Annotated in this window: 19 protein-coding genes; 12 read left to right on the plus strand and 7 right to left on the minus strand. The window is 71.3% G+C overall.

The features are described 5' to 3' along the window. Positions 1-140 precede the first annotated feature (140 nt). The 3 genes from F4559_RS32665 to F4559_RS32675 all read left to right on the plus strand — a co-directional run bounded on the left by F4559_RS32665 (position 141) and on the right by F4559_RS32675 (position 2,487). Positions 141-380, plus strand: a complete 240-nt coding sequence (locus tag F4559_RS32665; RefSeq protein ID WP_184674921.1) for a hypothetical protein — start codon at positions 141-143, stop codon at positions 378-380. Positions 381-491: 111 nt separating this feature from the next. Continuing rightward, a complete protein-coding gene (locus tag F4559_RS32670; protein ID WP_184674922.1) occupies positions 492-2,129 on the plus strand; it encodes a TM0106 family RecB-like putative nuclease in 1,638 nt (545 codons plus the stop codon). A 64-nt stretch (positions 2,130-2,193) separates the two neighbouring features. After that, positions 2,194-2,487 carry a hypothetical protein gene (locus F4559_RS32675; RefSeq protein WP_184674923.1) on the plus strand — a complete coding sequence of 98 codons (294 nt, stop codon included), beginning with the start codon at positions 2,194-2,196 and terminating at the stop codon, positions 2,485-2,487. Between the two features lie 159 nt (positions 2,488-2,646). Here the strand turns inward: F4559_RS32675 and F4559_RS32680 are convergent, their stop codons facing one another. The 3 genes from F4559_RS32680 to F4559_RS32690 form a co-directional block, all read right to left on the minus strand. Then, positions 2,647-2,955 (minus strand): hypothetical protein, encoded by a 309-nt coding sequence (locus tag F4559_RS32680; protein ID WP_184674924.1) that lies wholly within the window; start codon positions 2,953-2,955, stop codon positions 2,647-2,649. Next, on the minus strand, positions 2,952-3,248 hold the full coding sequence (locus F4559_RS32685; protein ID WP_184674925.1) for a hypothetical protein: 297 nt from the start codon (positions 3,246-3,248) through the stop codon (positions 2,952-2,954). Before F4559_RS32685 ends, F4559_RS32680 begins: the two co-directional genes overlap by 4 nt. A 313-nt stretch (positions 3,249-3,561) precedes the next feature. Then, entirely contained in the window at positions 3,562-4,311 is a 750-nt protein-coding gene (locus tag F4559_RS32690; protein ID WP_184674926.1) for an SDR family NAD(P)-dependent oxidoreductase, read from the minus strand. Between the two features lie 289 nt (positions 4,312-4,600). On the opposite strand from F4559_RS32690, the gene F4559_RS32695 reads away from it, so the two are divergent. The 6 genes from F4559_RS32695 to F4559_RS32720 all read left to right on the plus strand — a co-directional run bounded on the left by F4559_RS32695 (position 4,601) and on the right by F4559_RS32720 (position 10,612). Further along, complete coding sequence (locus tag F4559_RS32695; RefSeq protein WP_184674927.1) at positions 4,601-5,893, plus strand: UDP-glucose dehydrogenase family protein; 1,293 nt, start codon at positions 4,601-4,603, stop codon at positions 5,891-5,893. 42 nt (positions 5,894-5,935) lie between these two features. Next, positions 5,936-7,720 (plus strand): gamma-glutamyltransferase family protein, encoded by a 1,785-nt coding sequence (locus F4559_RS32700; protein WP_184674928.1) that lies wholly within the window; start codon positions 5,936-5,938, stop codon positions 7,718-7,720. A 64-nt stretch (positions 7,721-7,784) separates the two neighbouring features. Beyond that, positions 7,785-8,318: a hypothetical protein gene (locus F4559_RS32705; protein ID WP_184674929.1), complete on the plus strand. Its 534-nt coding sequence runs from the start codon at positions 7,785-7,787 to the stop codon at positions 8,316-8,318. 28 nt (positions 8,319-8,346) lie between these two features. After that, on the plus strand, positions 8,347-9,060 hold the full coding sequence (locus F4559_RS32710; protein ID WP_184674930.1) for a YcnI family copper-binding membrane protein: 714 nt from the start codon (positions 8,347-8,349) through the stop codon (positions 9,058-9,060). Then, positions 9,057-9,593, plus strand: coding sequence for a copper resistance CopC family protein (locus tag F4559_RS32715; protein WP_184674931.1), 537 nt, complete (start codon positions 9,057-9,059; stop codon positions 9,591-9,593). Before F4559_RS32710 ends, F4559_RS32715 begins: the two co-directional genes overlap by 4 nt. Next, complete coding sequence (locus F4559_RS32720; protein WP_184674932.1) at positions 9,590-10,612, plus strand: CopD family protein; 1,023 nt, start codon at positions 9,590-9,592, stop codon at positions 10,610-10,612. Before F4559_RS32715 ends, F4559_RS32720 begins: the two co-directional genes overlap by 4 nt. A gap of 71 nt (positions 10,613-10,683) precedes the next feature. Here F4559_RS32720 and F4559_RS32725 read toward each other — a convergent pair whose 3' ends face one another. The 3 genes from F4559_RS32725 to F4559_RS32735 all read right to left on the minus strand — a co-directional run bounded on the left by F4559_RS32725 (position 10,684) and on the right by F4559_RS32735 (position 13,304). Beyond that, entirely contained in the window at positions 10,684-10,968 is a 285-nt protein-coding gene (locus F4559_RS32725) for a hypothetical protein (protein ID WP_312865933.1), read from the minus strand. A gap of 105 nt (positions 10,969-11,073) precedes the next feature. Further along, a complete protein-coding gene (locus F4559_RS32730; protein ID WP_221447447.1) occupies positions 11,074-11,982 on the minus strand; it encodes an aminoglycoside phosphotransferase family protein in 909 nt (302 codons plus the stop codon). Continuing rightward, positions 11,979-13,304 carry a helix-turn-helix domain-containing protein gene (locus F4559_RS32735; RefSeq protein WP_246446700.1) on the minus strand — a complete coding sequence of 442 codons (1,326 nt, stop codon included), beginning with the start codon at positions 13,302-13,304 and terminating at the stop codon, positions 11,979-11,981. Before F4559_RS32735 ends, F4559_RS32730 begins: the two co-directional genes overlap by 4 nt. Before the next feature lie 278 nt (positions 13,305-13,582). On the opposite strand from F4559_RS32735, the gene F4559_RS32740 reads away from it, so the two are divergent. The 3 genes from F4559_RS32740 to F4559_RS32750 all read left to right on the plus strand — a co-directional run bounded on the left by F4559_RS32740 (position 13,583) and on the right by F4559_RS32750 (position 15,390). After that, on the plus strand, positions 13,583-13,903 hold the full coding sequence (locus tag F4559_RS32740; protein WP_184676571.1) for a hypothetical protein: 321 nt from the start codon (positions 13,583-13,585) through the stop codon (positions 13,901-13,903). A 13-nt stretch (positions 13,904-13,916) separates the two neighbouring features. Beyond that, the gene (locus F4559_RS32745) at positions 13,917-14,282 is read left to right on the plus strand and encodes a hypothetical protein (protein WP_184674934.1); all 366 of its coding nucleotides are present in this window, start codon (positions 13,917-13,919) and stop codon (positions 14,280-14,282) included. Between the two features lie 493 nt (positions 14,283-14,775). After that, positions 14,776-15,390 carry a TetR/AcrR family transcriptional regulator gene (locus F4559_RS32750; RefSeq protein ID WP_312865934.1) on the plus strand — a complete coding sequence of 205 codons (615 nt, stop codon included), beginning with the start codon at positions 14,776-14,778 and terminating at the stop codon, positions 15,388-15,390. Positions 15,391-15,393: 3 nt separating this feature from the next. On the opposite strand, the gene F4559_RS32755 is transcribed toward F4559_RS32750, so the two are convergent. Further along, complete coding sequence (locus tag F4559_RS32755; protein ID WP_184674935.1) at positions 15,394-16,581, minus strand: alanine racemase; 1,188 nt, start codon at positions 16,579-16,581, stop codon at positions 15,394-15,396. Positions 16,582-16,645 lie beyond the last annotated feature (64 nt).

Consider the following 16,645-nt stretch of genomic DNA (forward strand, 5'->3'; position numbering starts at 1 on the left):
GGCGACCGGCGGAGTCGGGCATCGGCCGGGAGTCGACAGCACGCGTACGTCGCCGGACGTACTCGTTCGCGTGAACCCGCTCGCTCGAAAGTCGCACGCGGCTTGATCGACGCGCGCGGACTCGACCACCTTTCGCAGCCATGAACCTGCGGAAGACCTTGACCGTGGCCACGGCCGCCCTCGGCGGCGCCCTGGCCGGCCTGACCCTGACCGGCGGCACCGCGTCCGCCGACGCGCCGACCGACGACCTGGAGGCGGTCGTGCACACGCCGCCGAACGCGGACGCGAAGCTCGGCCGCGTGCTGCGGGTGGCCGACATCGCCGACCTGAGCGGCGGTCGTGCGGTGGCCGACGGCGACGTGACCATCGTCGTCCTGTAGCGGGACCTGGTGCGGGGGTCCCGATCTCCGCACCATTCCGTTCCGGCAAAGATCATTCGTAGCCCGCAGGTTGCGCGCACAAGCGTCGAGCCGGCGGCATAGGCTCTACCGGTGACTTCCCAGGTGCAGCTCGACGCCGGTGTGGTCACTCGTTGCCGGCGGCGGGTGCACCTCGAACACGACCCGGGGTCGCACGACGCCCCCAAAGCCCCGCCGGACCCGACCGGGCGACAGCGCAAGGCCGACGCGACCGAACACCGCCGTGCCGTCGCCACCTCGCTGGGCCGGCTCGTCGGCTCCGACCTGATCGAGATCCCGGTCGACGCACCGACCTCCGCCCGCGAACGGGCCACGGCCGAGGCCATGCGCAGCGGCGTCCCCTACATCTGGGGAGCCGTCCTCCCCCGCGACGAACCGGGCGGCCGACGCGGCGCGATCGACCTGCTGGTCAAGGACGACACCGGGTACGTGCCCGTGCTCGTCGTCCGGCACAAGGTCACCGACCCCGGACGCGGCGCCCGCACGTCACCGGTCACGCTCCCGCTGCCCACCGGCGCCCGCGTCGACCCGCTGCGCCGGGTCCGCGCCCAACCCCGCGACCAGATGCGACTCGCCCACGCCCAACGCCTGCTCCAGGCGTCCGGTTTCGCCGCGAGCGGGCGGTCCACCGGCGGTGTCATCGGCATGGACGCCGACGTGGTCGTCTGGCACGACCTCGAGGCGTCGACCTGGCCGGGCGGCCGGTCCGCGCTGTCGGAGTACGACGCCCGGTTCGCCGACCGCCTCGCCGTCGCCACCGCCGCCGCGACCGGTGCGCCCGCCATGGCCCGGCCGTCGCGGATCGTGGAGTGCCGCAGCTGCCCGTGGTGGCCGGTGTGCGAACAAGACCTGCGCAAAGCACGCGACGTGAGCCTCGTCGTGCGCGGCGAGGACGCGATCGCGCTGCGGAAAGCGGGCGTGGACACCGTCGACGACCTGGCCGCCCTCGACCCGCACGACAAGCCGGTGATCCCGTTCGTCGGCATGCTGCACACCGACGCGGTCGTACTCGCCCGCGCGTGGCTGCGCGACCTGACCGTGGTCCGCCGGGTCGAGTACCTGGACGTGCCGCGCGCCGACGTGGAGATCGACGTCGACATGGAGAGCTTCGGCGACCTCGGCGCGTACATGTGGGGCTGCCTGCTGTCCGGCACGGACGTGGGCGTCGAGCCCGGCTACCGCGCGTTCGCCACGTGGGAACCGGTGCCGTGCGACGACGAAGCCCGGTCGTTCGCCGAGTTCTGGACGTGGCTGGCCGACGTCCGGCGGCATGCGCTGGAACGAGGTCTCACGTTCCGCGCCTACTGCTACAACGAACTCGCCGAGAACCGCTGGCTGCTGGGCTCGGCCGACCGCTTCGCGGGCCGGCCCGGCATCCCGGCCGTGGGCGAGGTGCGCTCGTTCATCTCGTCCGATGAGTGGGTCGACCTGTTCGGCATCGTGCAGCAGCAGTTCCTGTGCGCGCACGGCAAGGGGCTCAAGACCATCGCGCCGGTCGCGGGCTTCCACTGGCGCGACCCGGAGGCGGGTGGCGAGAACTCGATGCGCTGGTACCGGGACGCGGTGGGCATGGACGGCCACCCGCCGGAGCCCGCGCAACGCCGTCGTTTGTTGGAGTACAACGAGGACGACGTGCGCGCCACGCACGCGTTGCGCACGTGGATGACATCCGACGCGATGGCCGACCTGCCGTTCGCGGGAGATCTCTGATCATGCGGTGACGGCATGACCGCGCCGGCTCGTTGGCGTCACCGGATCCCAGGAGGTCAGCGGGATGGACCGGACCGGGCAGAAGACGGCGTTACGCCGGTTCCTGGCGCTCGTGGTGTTCGCCTTCTTCGCGTACTGGTCGGTCATCCTCGCCGGCCTCCTCGGCTGGAGCACGACACCACGTGGTCCGCATCGCCTCACCGGGCACTGGCACCTGCCCCTGCTCGCGATCGGCGCCGGAGTCCTGGGAGTGGCCCTCGCGAGCCGTATCCTCGGCCGCCGCGTCCTGTCGCCGTGGCTGCTGCTCGCCGTGCTGCCTGCCGCCTATTTCATCCTGGTGGAGACCGGAGTCGTGTAGGCGGCATGAAGTCCTGCCGGCAGCCCTAACGGGGAGCCATGCGCAAAGCGTCGTCACAGGGGACGCATCGATCCCCGAGAGGCCACGTGGGATGCATCGCAGGCGAGCCTTGGTGGCGCAGCCCTCGCCGAGGCGCGTCCTATCGAAGCGCAGGCCGCTTCACGGGTGCGGTCCGATCGTCACAATCGTGATCTGATCTTCCTTGAGGCCGTAGATCCACCATATCCGCCAAGCTGAGGGAGTGTTGTTCTCGACGTAGGACTCCCACAGTTGAGTACCGTTCGGTCCCGGCACCGATTGGTACGGGTGCGAACGCAACGCCGGATAGCGCGGACCCAACGTCTCCAGTTGGGCCAGCGCTTTCCGGATCTTCTTGAGCTTCTTGGCGTACTGCTGCTTCCCCTGGAGTTCCGCCAGAACTGCTGAAACCTCGGCGGTGTACAGGAGTTCGTAGGGTGGAGCGCTCACTCGTCCTCTTCGTCGATCTCGACACCAGCGGTGACCCAGTCGAGCTTCTGCACCTTGCCCTCCGCAGCGTCCGCCAGGCCACGGAACAGCGATGCCCTCAGCTCATCGTTCTCCCAGACCATCAACTCGCGCTTCGGGATGCTGGCCAGCGGGGTGAGCAGGATCGCACCCTCGTCGTTGATCGACACAGCGTAGCGGTCGTCTTTGTGGACTCCGGCCTTGCCGAATGCGATACGCGAGCGCTCGTCGGCGGCTACTTCGGCGATCGGGCGGAATCCTTCGAGTGTCGTCATGGTGGGCCCCTCGATCAAGTTGCGAGCCGAGCTGAACGAGCCGTCACGGCTGTGACAGTGACGCGCTCGTGAAGCCCGGGATGCTACGGGACACGGCGTCTGACCGGCCCTCGTCACAGGTGGTGCGTCATGGTGTCGGCTGCGGTGGCCGGACGGGTCGGCGACTGTCCCCAGAGTAGCGACATATGGGCAAGTGGGCAATACCCCATCCTGTTGAGCACGGCACAACGCCGAGGGTGACGGACGGCTCCCGACGGTGTCGTCGACCTTGTGGCGGGGCGAGACCGGAGCGGGTGCAGACCAGCCGAGCGACCTAACGGGGAGCCATGCGCAGTGCCCCGTCCATCCGGATCACCTCGCCGTTGAGGTAGTCGTGCTCGACGATCGACACGGCGAGCTGCGCGTACTCCTCCGGCAGCGCAAGGCGCTTCGGGAACGGCACGCCCGCCGCCAGCCCGGCCCGGAACTCCTCCGACACGGTCGCCAGCATCGGCGTGTCCACGATGCCCGGCGCGATCGTCATGACCCGCACGCCCACCGACGACAGGTCACGCGCGGCCGGCAGCGTCATGCCGACGACGCCCGCCTTGGACGCCGCGTACGCCACCTGCCCGATCTGCCCGTCGTAGGCCGCGATCGACGCCGTGTTGACCACGACGCCACGTTGCCCGTCCGCCAACGGCTCGGTGCGGCCGATCGCGGCCGACGCCAGGCGCAGCACGTTGAACGTCCCGACCAGGTTCACGTCGATCACCCGGCGGTACAGGTCCAAGGGGTGGGGACCGGACTTGCCGACCGTGCGCGCGGACGGACCGATCCCCGCGCAGCTCACCGCGATCCGCAGCGGTGCACCCGACGCGGCGCGGTCGACGGCGGCCTGGACGTCGTCCTCCGACGTCACGTCCGCCGCCACGAACGTCACGCCCTCGACTTCGGGCGCGTTCTCCACCGAGATGTCCAACGCGAACACCGAGGCGCCCCGAGCGGCCAACGCCTTCGCCGTCGCCAGACCAAGCCCCGACGCGCCACCCGTGACGATCGCCGCGGTACCCGAGATCTCCATCGAACCCTCCTCGACCGGCACTACCCGGCCTGGAGGTTAACGGTCGTTCAGCCGCCTTCGCTCCGACAGGTGCAGCATCGCGACCAGCGGTACGGCCGCGAGTGCTGCCAGCCCCGCGAAGAGGGCCACGATGAGCAGCAGTTCCATACCTGAACCATGCTCCTGCGCCGGGTCCGCGCGCGTCCTCCGCAAGAAGTGTTCCCGCGTACACCCAGGGGACTACCGTTCTCACGCTCCGCATACAGCTCATGTTCGGCCTGCGGCAAACTTCGGCTGCGACCGTCGACCCATGTTCGTCCGGCGGATCGCGGTCGTGGGAACGGGTTACGTGGGCCTGACGACGGGGGCGTGCCTGGCCTCCCTCGGACATCGGGTCGTGTGCGCCGACGTCGACGCGCTGAAGGTGGCACGCCTCGAAGCCGGCCAGGTCGACATCCTCGAACCGGGACTGGCCGGGCTCGTCCGCGAGGGCGCGACGGCCGGGCGGCTCTCGTTCACGGTCGGTGCCCGCGACGCCGTGCGCGACGCCGAGGTCGTGTTCCTGTGCCTGCCCACGCCGATGGGTGCGGGTGGCGCGGCCGACCTGAGCGCCGTGGAGGACGTGGCCGCCGTGATCCGCGACGTGCTGCCTTACGGGTGCGTGGTCGTGTGCAAGTCCACGGTCCCCGTCGGCACGTCGACGCGCGTGGCCGCGTTGCTCGACCGCGAGGACGTGGCCGTGGTGTCCAACCCCGAGTTCCTGCGCGAGGGCAGCGCCGTCCGCGACTTCCTGCACCCGGACCGGATCGTGGTCGGCTCCGACTCGCCGCAGGCCGCCGAACGCGTCGCCGCGCTGTTCGCCAAGCTCGGTGCGCCGACCGTGCTGATGGACGCGGCCAGCGCCGAGATGGTCAAGTACGCGGCCAACTGCTTCCTGGCCATGAAGCTGTCCTACGTCAACGCGGTCGCCGAGCTGTGCGAGCTGGTCGGCGCGGACGTGACGGCCGTGACCGACGGCATGGGCTACGACAAGCGCATCGGCGGGTCGTTCCTCAAGCCCGGACCGGGCTGGGGCGGTTCGTGCCTGCCCAAGGACACGCACGCGATGGTCCGCATCGCCGAGGGCGTCGGCGTGGACTTCACGCTGGTCCAGGCCACGATCGACACCAACGTGCGGCAGCGGCAGCGCGTCGTCGACAAGCTGCGCGCGGCCGTCGGACCGCTGGCCGGCACCCGCATCGGCGTGCTGGGGCTGGCGTTCAAGGCCGGGACCAACGACCTGCGTGACTCGCCGGCGTTGGCCGTGGCCGAACTGCTCGCGTTCGAGGGCGCGGAACTCGTGGCGTACGACCCGGAGATCGACCGGCCGCTGGTGGGCATGACCGTGGTGGACGACCCGTACGTGGCGGTGTCCGGCGCGGCGGCCGTGGTGCTGCTGACCGAGTGGCCGCAGTTCCGGACGCTGGACTGGACGCGCGTGGCGTCGGTCATGAGCGGCACGACCGTGCTCGACACCCGCAACCACCTCGACCCCGACGCGCTGCGCCGGGCCGGGCTCACGTTGCGCGGCGTGGGACGGCCCGTGGAGGTCCCATTTAGTTAGCTCGTTTAACCAAAACGGGCCGGCACGCCGTAGTTTGTTGCGGTGTTCACGACCCGCCCGGAACTCGCCGGCACCCGCGGAATGGTCGCCTCGACGCACTGGCTCGCCTCCGGTGCGGGCATGGCCGTCCTGGAGGGCGGCGGCAACGCCTTCGACGCCGCCGTCACGGCCGGCTTCGTCCTCCAGGTCGTGGAACCGCACCTCAACGGGCCGGGCGGCGAGGTTCCCGTGATCTTCGCGGCGGCCGGCGCGGCACCCCGGGTGCTGTGCGGCCAGGGCGTGGCGCCGGCCGGGGCGACGGTCGCGCACTACCGGTCGCTCGGCCTTGACCTGGTGCCCGGCAGCGGCCTGCTCGCGGCGACCGTGCCCGGCGCGTGGGACGGGTGGTTGACGTTGCTGCGCGACTACGGGACCAAGACGTTGCGCGAGGTGCTCGACTACGCGATCGGCTACGCCCGCGACGGTTTCCCGCTGGTGGCGGGCGCGTCGCGGACGATCGCGACGGTCGCCGACCTGTTCCGGGACCGCTGGCCGACGTCGGCGGCGCTGTGGCTGCCGGGCGGTGTGCCGCCGCGGGCCGGCGGCGTGTTCCGCAACCCGCGCCTGGCCGACACGTGGGAATGGCTGCTGGCCGCCGCCGAGGCCGCCGGGTCCGACCGCGAGGCCCAGATCGAGGCCGCGCGCCGGGCGTGGTCGCAGGGGTTCGTCGCCGCACAGGTCGACGAGTTCTGCCGGCAGTCGTACTTCGACGACTCGGGCCGGGCGCACGCCGGGGTGCTGACCGGCGGCGACATGGCCGGGTGGCAGGCCACCTACGAGGACCCGGTGACCGCCGACTTCGGCGAGTGGACGGTCGCCAAGGCCGGTGCGTGGACCCAGGGACCCGTGCTGCTGCAACAACTCCGGCTGCTGGAGGGCTTCGCCGACCGACTGTCCTATGTGGATGGTCTGCCGACGGTCGACACCGTGCACCTGGCGGTCGAGTGCGCCAAGCTCGCCTTCGCCGACCGGGAAGCCTGGTACGGCGACGTGCCCGACGTGCCGCTCGACGTGCTCCTGTCCCGCGAGTACGCGCAAACCCGCCGCGGGTTGATCACGGACGAGGCGTCGCCGGACCTGCGTCCCGGATCGCCGAACGGGATCGCACCGCGGCTTTCCGGGCACGTCCTGTCCGGACCGTTCGCCGCCTCGGGGTCGAACGGCGCGCTGGGCGAACCGACCGTCGCGGCCGACACCGGCACGGTGCGCGGCGACACGGTGCACGTGGACGTCGTCGACCGCTGGGGCAACATGGTCTCCGCGACCCCGTCGGGAGGCTGGCTCCAGTCGTCGCCGACCATCCCGTCCCTGGGTTTCTGCCTGGGCAGCCGGGCCCAGATGTTCTGGCTGGACGAGGACCTGCCCAACACGCTCGCGCCGGGCAAGCGGCCCCGGATCACGCTGTCGCCGACCCTGGCCCTGCGCGACGGCGAGGCGGCGCTGGCCTTCGGCACGCCCGGCGGCGACCAGCAGGACCAGTGGCAGCTCGCGTTCTGGCTGGCGCACACCGCCGGGGGGCTGGACCTCCAGGCGGCCATCGACTCGCCGATGTGGCACACGAACGCGTTCCCCAGCTCGTTCTTCCCCCGCGACTGGACGCCGGGCGAGGTCCTGGTGGAGTCCCGGTTCCCCGGCATGGACGAGTTGCGGGCACGTGGGCACGTGGTCGTCGACGCCGGGCCGTGGACGCTCGGCCGCCTGTCGGCGGTGGCACGCGATCGACGGGCCGGACTGCTCCGGGCCGCCGCGAACCCGCGCGGTGGCCAGGGGTACGCCGTCGGCCGCTGAGCCGGACCAGCCACGACGGACCCCATGGTTTCTTCGGGCTTCCCTCACCTCTTACGCTCTGTCCGTGACCAGACGGCCGGCTACCACCCGCTTCGCGCGGGGTGCGTTGCTGGCCGTGACGTCCCTGGGACTCACGGTGGCCGCGCACGGACTGGCCGGCGGCGAGGTCGTCGACGCCGTCCCCGCGCTGCCGCTGACCCTGCTGATCGCGTTCGGCGGGACGGCGCTGTCCGAACGGCTGGGCCCCCGGTCCCTGCTCGGCGCCCTCGGCCTGGCCCAGTTCGCCCAGCACACCCTGTTGAGCCTGGGCTACCACCAGCCGATGACGGCCGTCGTCGACCCGGTGGCCATGACCGCCGCGCACGCCGTGGCCGCAGTGCTCACCGGACTGCTGCTGACCCGGGCCGACGCCGCCCTGTCCGCACTCGCCTCCGCGTTCCCGCGGCTGGTTCCCGTCCTCCCCACGCACCCACCCGTCGTGGGGCGGCTGTTCGTTCCCGTGCGATCGCCGGCGCCCGACCCGTTGGTCGGCGTGCTGTTGCGACGGGTGCACGGCCGGCGCGGGCCACCGCTTCTCCCGATCACCCAGGGCCATTGACCTTCCCTGCGATCAGGAGAACAACTTCATGTCCACCAAGCGATTCGCCCGCGGCGGCGCCGTGCTCGCCGCCGCCGGTTTCCTCGTCCTGTCCTCCGCCGGCATGGCGTCGGCGCACGTCACGGCCAACACCACCAAGGACCCCGTCCAGGGCGGCTACACCAAGGTCACGCTCCGCGTGCCCAACGAGCGCCCGGACGCGGGCACGGTCAAGCTCGAACTGAGCCTGCCCGCCGAGTACCCGCTGGCCTCGGTCAGCACCAAGCCCACCCCGGGCTGGAAGGTCGAGGCGGTCAAGGCCAAGCTCGACACCCCGGTCAAGGCGCACGGCCGCGAGGTCACCGAGGCCGTCCGCACGGTCGTGTGGACGGCCGAGCCCGGCGTCCGCATCGAGCCCGGCCAGTTCAACGAGTTCGACATCTCCATCGGCCCGCTGCCCGACAACACCGAGCAGCTCCTCCTGCCCACCAAGCAGACCTACTCCAGCGGCGAGGTCGTCGACTGGAACAAGCCGCCTGCCGCCGAAGGCGCCGAGGAGCCCGACAAGCCCGCCCCGGTGTTGAAGCTCGTCAAGAAGCCCGCGGGCACCGAGAGCGACCACCACGAAGCCGCCGCGACGGAGACCAAGGCCGCCGGCACCGACGACACCGCCCGCTGGCTGGGCGGCGTGGGCCTCGCCGTCGGCGCGCTCGGCCTGGGCTTCGGCGTCGGCGCGGTGCTGCGGTCACGGCGCAAGGCATGAGGCACGCCGTCTCCCTGCTGCTCGCGTTCCTGGTCGCGGGTGGCGTCGCGTTGGCGACGGCCGCGCCCGCGTCCGCGCACAACGTGCTGATCAGCAGCGATCCGAAGGACGGGGCGACGCTGGAGTCCGGCCCGAAGGAGATCACGCTGACCTTCGACCAGCCCGTCCAGGGCGGCGAGGGGTTCAACACGATCACCGTGAAGGCACCGGACGGCACCCAGTGGCAGGGTGACGGCCAGCCGACCGTAAAAGACAACTCGGTCAGGTTCCCGATCCGCACGCTGGGCGACGCGGCCGAGTACACGGTGACCTACCGCATCCTGTCGGCCGACGGGCACTCCGTGCCGGGTTCGCTGAAGTTCACCACGACGAAGGCCGGCGGCGGCACGCCCGCACCGGTCGAGACCGCGACCGGTGCGGAGTCGTCGGGGGGCATCCCGATCTGGGTGTGGATCGTCGGTGCGGTCGTGCTGCTGGGCGGCGGCGTGTTCTTCGCCCTGCGCGGCGGCACGCCGGAGGACGCCAGGCGATGACCGTGGACCGGACCACCGCACCCACCTCGCGCACGTGGGTCGTCGGCGGGTTGCTCGCCGGCGGCCTGGTCGGCGTGCTGCTCGGCCTCGACCTGTCGTCGACGCCCGCGGACGTCGGCGACGTCGAGGCCGGTGTGGTGGTCCGGTTCGCCCATCCCCTGGTGCGCACACTGCTCGACCTGGCGGCCACGGCCGCCGTCGGGCTGTCGCTGCTGCCGAAACTGCTCGGGTTCTCCCGGCCCGCGGCCACCGAACCCGTGCTGCGGGTGGCACGGCCCGCGGCCGTGATCGCGTCCACCGTGTGGGCGTTGACCGCGCTCGTGTCGATCGTCATCCGCGCCTACGAGACCCGGCCGGAGATGGCCGTGACGTTGTCGTCGGTCGTCGACTACGTCCAGCGTGTCGGCGCCGGGCAGGGCCTGCTGTTCAGCGCGGTGTGCGCGTTGGCGTCGGTGTGGATCGGCATCATGGCCGTGCGGCGCGGCGAGTCGGTGCCCGCCGAGCTGCGCATCCTCGTGACGATGTTCGGCCTGCTGCCGCTGCCGGTCACCGGGCACGCGTCGAACTGGAAGTACCACGACTACTCCATGATCTCGATGGAGCTGCACGTGCTGGGCGCCGCCGCGTGGACCGGCGGGCTGGCCGCGCTGGTCGTGCTCGTGGCGCACCGGAAGTCGTTGCTGGCCGAGGCGTTGCCGAAGTTCTCGAAGCTGGCCACGGTGGCGCTGGTGCTGGTCTCGGTCACCGGCCTGTTCAACGGCGTGCTCGAACTCGCGCTCAACCCGGTCGTGGCGCTGCCCGGTTCGCTGGTCACGACCTCGTACGGGCTCGTACTCATCGGCAAGACGGTGTGCGCGGGCCTGCTGGCGTTGCTCGGCGCGCACATCCGCTGGCGGTTGATGCCGCACATCGCCCGGCACCGGACGACGGCCGTCGTCGGGTGGGCCGCGGTCGAGGTGGCGGTGATGGGTGTGGCGTTCGGCCTGGCGGTCGTGCTGTCCCGCGCGCCCGTGGCGTGACCTGTCGACGAGTGGTCCGTTCAGTGCGGTGAACTGCGCCGAGCAGGCTAGCCGGCTGTGCGCCGGCTCACCTATTCGGCGGTCAGTCGAGCGGCCGACCCGGCCCGCAGGCGGTGCAGTTCCGTCATCACGAGGCCGCCCCGACGCTCCAGCTCACGGGCGTCGATCCAGCCACGCGCGTAGCCCCGGTAGGCACCGGCCAGCTTCACCAGTTCGGCCAGGTAGTCCGCGGACCGGCGTCGGCGTTCCTCGTCGAACGCGGCCAGTAGCGGCAACTGGGTGTCCACGACCTCGTCCAGCATCCGGGCGGACTTGAGCGCACCCCGGCGCTTGGCGTTGAGCCAGTACCCGATCACGGTCCACCTCGCCGTCGCCCCGACAGGTGGAATGCCACCCGTTCGCTGCGTGATTCGGATTCCACGGCCGGAGTGTTACGGGTTCGTTCCCCCACGTGGACCCGGTCAGCGGTACGGGCGCCACGGTGTGATGGTGTCGCCGTCACGCAGCGCGCGCAGCCGGCGACGAAGCTCGGCCCCGACATCGGGATGGCTGCGCAGGATCGGCAGGGCACTGGTCGTCAGCTTCAGCTCACGCACGTCTCTGAGCAGCGCGTATCCCGGACTGCGGGTCACGTCGAACCCGTACACGCGGGAAAGCTGCCGGTACCAGCGGGCCGGGTGCCCGAACCGGGCGACGCCGATCGGGAGGGTGCTCAGGTCCCACTCGCGCGGACCCACGCCGGTCGAGTCGAAGTCGCACAGCACCGGCCCGTCCACGCCCGGGATCAGGTTGCCCAGGTGCGCGTCGCCGTGCACCACGCCCAACGGCAACTCGGGCCGGTACGCGTCGAGCCGGAACGCCAACTCGGCGCACCGCTCCTCCAGGAACACCCGGTCGGTCGCGGTCAACTCCTCGGCGTCGGCGATCCGGTGGCGCACGTCGTCCAACGGCGCCCAACGCGGCAGCGGCACGTCCGGCGGCGGCAGGGAATGCATGCGCAGCAACAACCTGCCCAGGTCACGGCCGTCCACCGCACGCCCGGTCACCGGGACGGTGTGCCACACCGTCGCCACGTGGTCGCCCACGACGAGCGGCTGCGGCACCTCCTCGACCAACCGGACGGCGGGCACGCCGTGCGCCGCCAACCAGCGCGCCACGGCCACCACCTTGGGCGCCCGGTGCTGGAGACCCATCGAACCGACGATGCGCACGTGGACGCGTTCGGCGGGCAGGTCGAACACGGCGTTGGCGGTCAACTTCACCAACCGGGCGCCGCGGTGGTCGAGCCCCAGACCGGCGCACAACCGCTCCAGCACCGCGGTCAGCACGTCCGTCGTGAACCGCCCGTCGAGGCGTGCCGGGGCGGTCAAGCCGCGCTGTCGCCGCTGCCGGTGAACTGGGCCACGCGCTCGGCCAGTTCACGGGCCTCGGGATTGTTCTTGCGCTTGTCCGCCTCACGCTGGAGCGGGCGCATGCGGTCCTTGGTGCGCACGGACTTGAGAGCCTCGGACATGTCGATGGCCTGCCGGCCGATCCGCGCGCCGTGGTCGATGTCGCCTTCGAGCAGGTGGTTGATGGACAACGAGGTCAGGTTGAACGACCGGCTGCGGCTCATGTCGTCGCCGAACCCGCCGATGGCCTTCGACAACGCCGGGATCGCGGTGCGCGTGTACTTGGTGTCCACGGTCTGCGCCAGCTCCGTGTGCACGGTGCCGATCATCGACGACAGGTCGTTGGCGTCGAAGAACTTCGCCCACGCGGGCGCCTCGCCGATGTCGGCGCGCGCGAACTCGTCGCGGGCCCGGCCGAGCAGCTTCAACGCCTGGTCGTCGGACCCCATCTTCGCGTAGGCCCACGCCTCGTTGGCGCACAGGATGCCCACGGCCAGCTCCGAACCGGAGTTCTGCGCGGCGAGCTGACCGAGCTGGAAGACCTTCAACGCGTCGTCCGGCGCGTTCTGGTGCAGGTAGACGCGACCCATCCGGTACAGGATGTTCGCGACCAGCTCCTCCTTGCGGCCCTGCTTGGCCAGACCCAGGGCCTGGCCGAAGTGGTTGCGCGCCGAGTCGTACAGACCGGTGTCGAACGAGGTCCAGCCGGCCAGGTTGTGCAGGTCGGCGAGCGCCACGTAGAGCCGTTCGCGGACCAGCTCGGTGGCGTTGGCACCCAGCATCTGCTGGCCCCACGACAACTGGGCGACGACGGCGTCGCGGCACGAGCCACCGCCGTACTGGTAGTCGAGCGTGCGCAACGCCCGCGTCGCCGCCTCGACCTGTCGCACGTCGGTCATGCCGATGCGACCGGGAGCCGGCGTCTGCGCGGGCGACGCGGCCCACGACCCGGAGTCCGTACCGAACACGGCCGCGCCCACAGTGATGGCGGCGGCGTGCGCGAGGAACTTCCGTCGCTTCACCGACTCGTCCTCCTCCGAATGGGGTGAGTCCGCCGAGGCGGCCACCCGCACTGCCGTGGCCTCGTCGTAGGCGAGACCCATGTATCCCCTGGGGACACCCAGACCCTGGGCGATCCTCGCCAGGACGTCGTAGGCCATGACCTGGCGTCCCTTGAGGATCTCCGAGACCTCGGACTGCGATTGGCCCGTGAGCGCCGCGATCTGGCGCTGGGACACGCCGTGCCTCCGGAGCAGGCGGTAGACCGCGCTGATCTCACGCCTGGCAAGCGCGTCCCGCATCTCCTGCTGGTCCCAGACCTCGGGCGTAACAGGAGAGCTGTGCGAACCGATGGTGTTCAATTGCGCCCCCTCACAGTCCTTCCGGGCGTCAACGGCAGAGTAGGGGCACTACGCCGACGGCGAGAAGTACCGATCGGCGAGGCTGATCGGCCCTGCCGAACTCGGTCGACCGCTTACCGTGGAACGAGCACCGGCCAGCGCTGTGACGCCCCGATCCAGGTTGAATCATCGCAATCTGGGTTCCGGTAAGCGAGTGAACACGGAGAGGAAGTCGCATCGTGGACGTGATCGAGCGGACGGTGACCACCCCCGGTGGACCGGTGCGCGGCACGGACTCGAGCGCTCCCGCTCCGGCAACCCTGTCTATCCGGGAGTCGACCGACCTCGACCCCGGATGGCGCGGCTCGACCGGGCGACGTCGCACGTGGCGCATCGGCTGCGGTGACGTGGTCGACCGGGAACGCTGTCTCACCGTGATGGTCGACCGGGGCCGTGTGGTCCTGGTCGGGCCTCCGGGCGAGACGGCGGTGCTCTCGGCCGACCAACTCGTACAGCTCAGGGCTGCGCTACGCGAAGCCGCCGAGCAGGCGGAAAGGTGACGGTGACGTTTCGGTGGACGAGATCCTCGGACAAGTTCTTCGCAACGCGGTGTGGGAGCGTCTGGACCTGCTCACCGAGCTGGCCAACGAAGCCGACGCCCCGTCCCTCCTGTCGGTGGCACGATCCGAACTCCCCCGGCTGACCGAGGGATGGCGGGCACTGCTCGCCGCGCACGAACCGGACGAGAAGGGCAACTGCCCCGAGTGCTCCGGTCGCTGGCGGCAGCAGAAGAGCCCCTGTTCGGTGTGGCGCGCCGCGTACGAACACCTGGTCGCGGGCGGTCTCGCCCCGCGCCCGGCTCGACACCTGCGCTCGGCCCCGGTGACCCCTCCTGTCACCCGGAGTCGCCGAGCCGCGGCCGTGCTTCGAGCCCACTAACGGGCGGTACCGACCTGTCGTTCCCCCGACGCGACAGGCTCGACTACCCGCCTACTGGCCGGCGGTCCGGGCGTGCGAACCCCCGACCGCGACGATCCGGACCGCCGGCCGGCTACAACTCCAGACATCCGCGGGCCGGTGCCGTGCACCTTCCCTCCCCGACCGGCACCGGTCCGCGGGCACCACTTCGGCTCCCATGCCTGCCCCTCCCGCGCGGGCATGGGAGCCGTTTCCACTCCTCCGGCCGGTCGTATCACCGAGCGTCCGAACGCGTCATTTCCGCCGTCCGCGCATTTCCCGTCGGCGGAACTCCCGACCCCGGGGTCTGTGGGCGGGAGGCGACCAGCGGCGAACGGTCGATACCCGGATGGCTGAATTCGCGGTGCACCGCCGATTTCGTGTGCGGACCGCGTGCGTGTCGGAACGGACCGTGCGGTACGACGGTCGCCGACCGGGCACTATGGAGTCCCGCCAACCGATCGCAGGAGTCGCCGTGACCAGTTCGACCCCGCTGCGCCGCCAACCGGTGCAGCAGCGCAGCGCCAAGCGCGTCGAGCGGATGCTCGAAGCCTGTGCCTCGCTCGTCGAAGAGGTCGGCTACGACGGTGTGACGACGACGCTGATCGCGGAACGGGCCGGGGTCGCGGTCGGTTCGCTTTACCAGTTCTTCCCCGACAAGCGCGCGGTCGTCCAGGCGTTGACGATGCGCAACCTGGAACGCTTCATGCAGACCGTCGACGGCAAGTTCGGCACGTCGCAGCTCGAGCACTGGTGGGACGCCGTCGATTCGATCTTCGACGTGTACGTGACGATGCACCGCGACGTGCCGGCGTTCAGCAAGCTGCATTTCGGCGACGTGGTGGACATGCGCCTGCTCGACGACCGCAAGGACAACAACGCGGTCATCTCCGACCGGATCGCGGAGATGATCGCCGAGCGCTTCGGCATTCCGTTCGCGCAGATCCAACTGCCGATCTCGATCGCGGTCGAGGCGGCCGACAGCGTGCTGAACCTGGCGTTCCGCCGCGACGCGGCCGGCGACGCGACGATCCTGGGCGAGGCGAAGGTGCTGGTCCGGGGCTACCTGTCCACGCGCCTGCCGGACTAGGACCTAGCCGAAGCAGCGGCCCTCGCCCCGGTAGGTCGGCACGGTCTCCTCGACCGCCGTGCCGCGCACGCAGTGGTAGTGCGTGAACCGCTCGGCGGGTTCGCCCGCCTTGGCGTGCCGCAGCCACACCCGGTCGCCGACGGCCAGCGCGGCGGCGTCCGGTCCCACGACCGGGGTCTGCACCTCTCCGGCGCCTTCGAACGCCATGAGTTCCAGCCCGGCGGGCAGGTACGGGGTGGGCGCGCGGTCGTGACCGGTCGGCCCGGACGCGATGTAGCCGCCGGAGAACAACGTGGCCACGTCGCGGGTGGGACGGCGGACGACGGGCAGCGCGAACAGGACGGCCGGCTGCGGGAGGAACGCGCGGTAGCCGTCGAACAGGGTCGGTCCGACCAGTCCGGACCCGGCGGCGAGTTCGGTGACGGCCGCGTCGGTGCGGGTGGTCTCCAGGCTGCCGGTGCCGCCGCCGTTGACGAATTCCAGGTCCGCGTGGTCGCGCACGGCCGCGACGGCGGCGCCCCGGCGTGCGGCGAGTTCGGCGCCGGACCGCCGTCGCATCCAGCGGACGACGGCGCCGAGCGCGGGACGTCCGGGCGGCGCGTCGCCGAGTCCGGCGATCTGGCCCTCGTAGGCCATGACGCCGACGAGGCGGAAGCCGGGCCGGCGGGCGATCGCACGGGCCAGGATCGCGGCCTGGTGCGGGGTGTGGACGGGTGAACGGCGTGCGCCGACGTGCAGTCCGGGCAGGGGGCGCCAGGACACGTCGAGTTCGAGGCAGACGCGGATCTCGGGGTGGTCGGCGCCCAGTGCCCGGTCGACGAGGTCGAGGTGGGCGACGGAGTCGACGGTGAGCGTCACGCGGCGGCGTGCGGTGGCGTCGGCGGCCAGGGCGCGCAGCGCGGCGTGGTCGACGGTCGGGTAGGCGACGAGGAGGTCCTCGGCGGTGTCGGTGTCGGACAGCCAGAGGGCTTCGGGCAGCGAGTAGCACATGAGGCCCGCGTAGCCGGGCCGGCGCAGGACGCGGTCGAGCAGGGCACGCACCCGGACGGACTTGGTCGCGACCCGGATCGGCAGGCCGCCGGCACGCCGGACGAGGTCGTCCGCGTTGTGGTCGAACGCGTCCAGGTCGACGATCGCGAACGGCGGGTCGAACCCGCCCGTCGCGGCGTCGAGGCGGGCTCGGGAGTGCATGGCGCACACCGTACTTGAAAGGTGAATTCCTTTCACCTACGGTGCTTGGACCACGGGAGGTACG

The sequence above is a fragment of the Saccharothrix violaceirubra genome (assembly GCF_014203755.1).
Lineage (GTDB): Bacteria > Actinomycetota > Actinomycetes > Mycobacteriales > Pseudonocardiaceae > Actinosynnema > Actinosynnema violaceirubrum.

Bases quoted from the DNA above. Each gene is read 5' to 3' on its own strand.
- F4559_RS32665 (WP_184674921.1), top strand. From the start codon at position 141: ATGAACCTGCGGAAGACCTTGACCGTGGCCACGGCCGCCCTCGGCGGC.
- F4559_RS32675 (WP_184674923.1), top strand. From the start codon at position 2,194: ATGGACCGGACCGGGCAGAAGACGGCGTTACGCCGGTTCCTGGCGCTC.
- F4559_RS32685 (WP_184674925.1), bottom strand. From the start codon at position 3,248: ATGACGACACTCGAAGGATTCCGCCCGATCGCCGAAGTAGCCGCCGAC.
- F4559_RS32690 (WP_184674926.1), bottom strand. From the start codon at position 4,311: ATGGAGATCTCGGGTACCGCGGCGATCGTCACGGGTGGCGCGTCGGGG.
- F4559_RS32695 (WP_184674927.1), top strand. From the start codon at position 4,601: ATGTTCGTCCGGCGGATCGCGGTCGTGGGAACGGGTTACGTGGGCCTG.
- F4559_RS32710 (WP_184674930.1), top strand. From the start codon at position 8,347: ATGTCCACCAAGCGATTCGCCCGCGGCGGCGCCGTGCTCGCCGCCGCC.
- F4559_RS32715 (WP_184674931.1), top strand. From the start codon at position 9,057: ATGAGGCACGCCGTCTCCCTGCTGCTCGCGTTCCTGGTCGCGGGTGGC.
- F4559_RS32720 (WP_184674932.1), top strand. From the start codon at position 9,590: ATGACCGTGGACCGGACCACCGCACCCACCTCGCGCACGTGGGTCGTC.
- F4559_RS32735 (WP_246446700.1), bottom strand. From the start codon at position 13,304: ATGCGGGACGCGCTTGCCAGGCGTGAGATCAGCGCGGTCTACCGCCTG.
- F4559_RS32755 (WP_184674935.1), bottom strand. From the start codon at position 16,581: ATGCACTCCCGAGCCCGCCTCGACGCCGCGACGGGCGGGTTCGACCCG.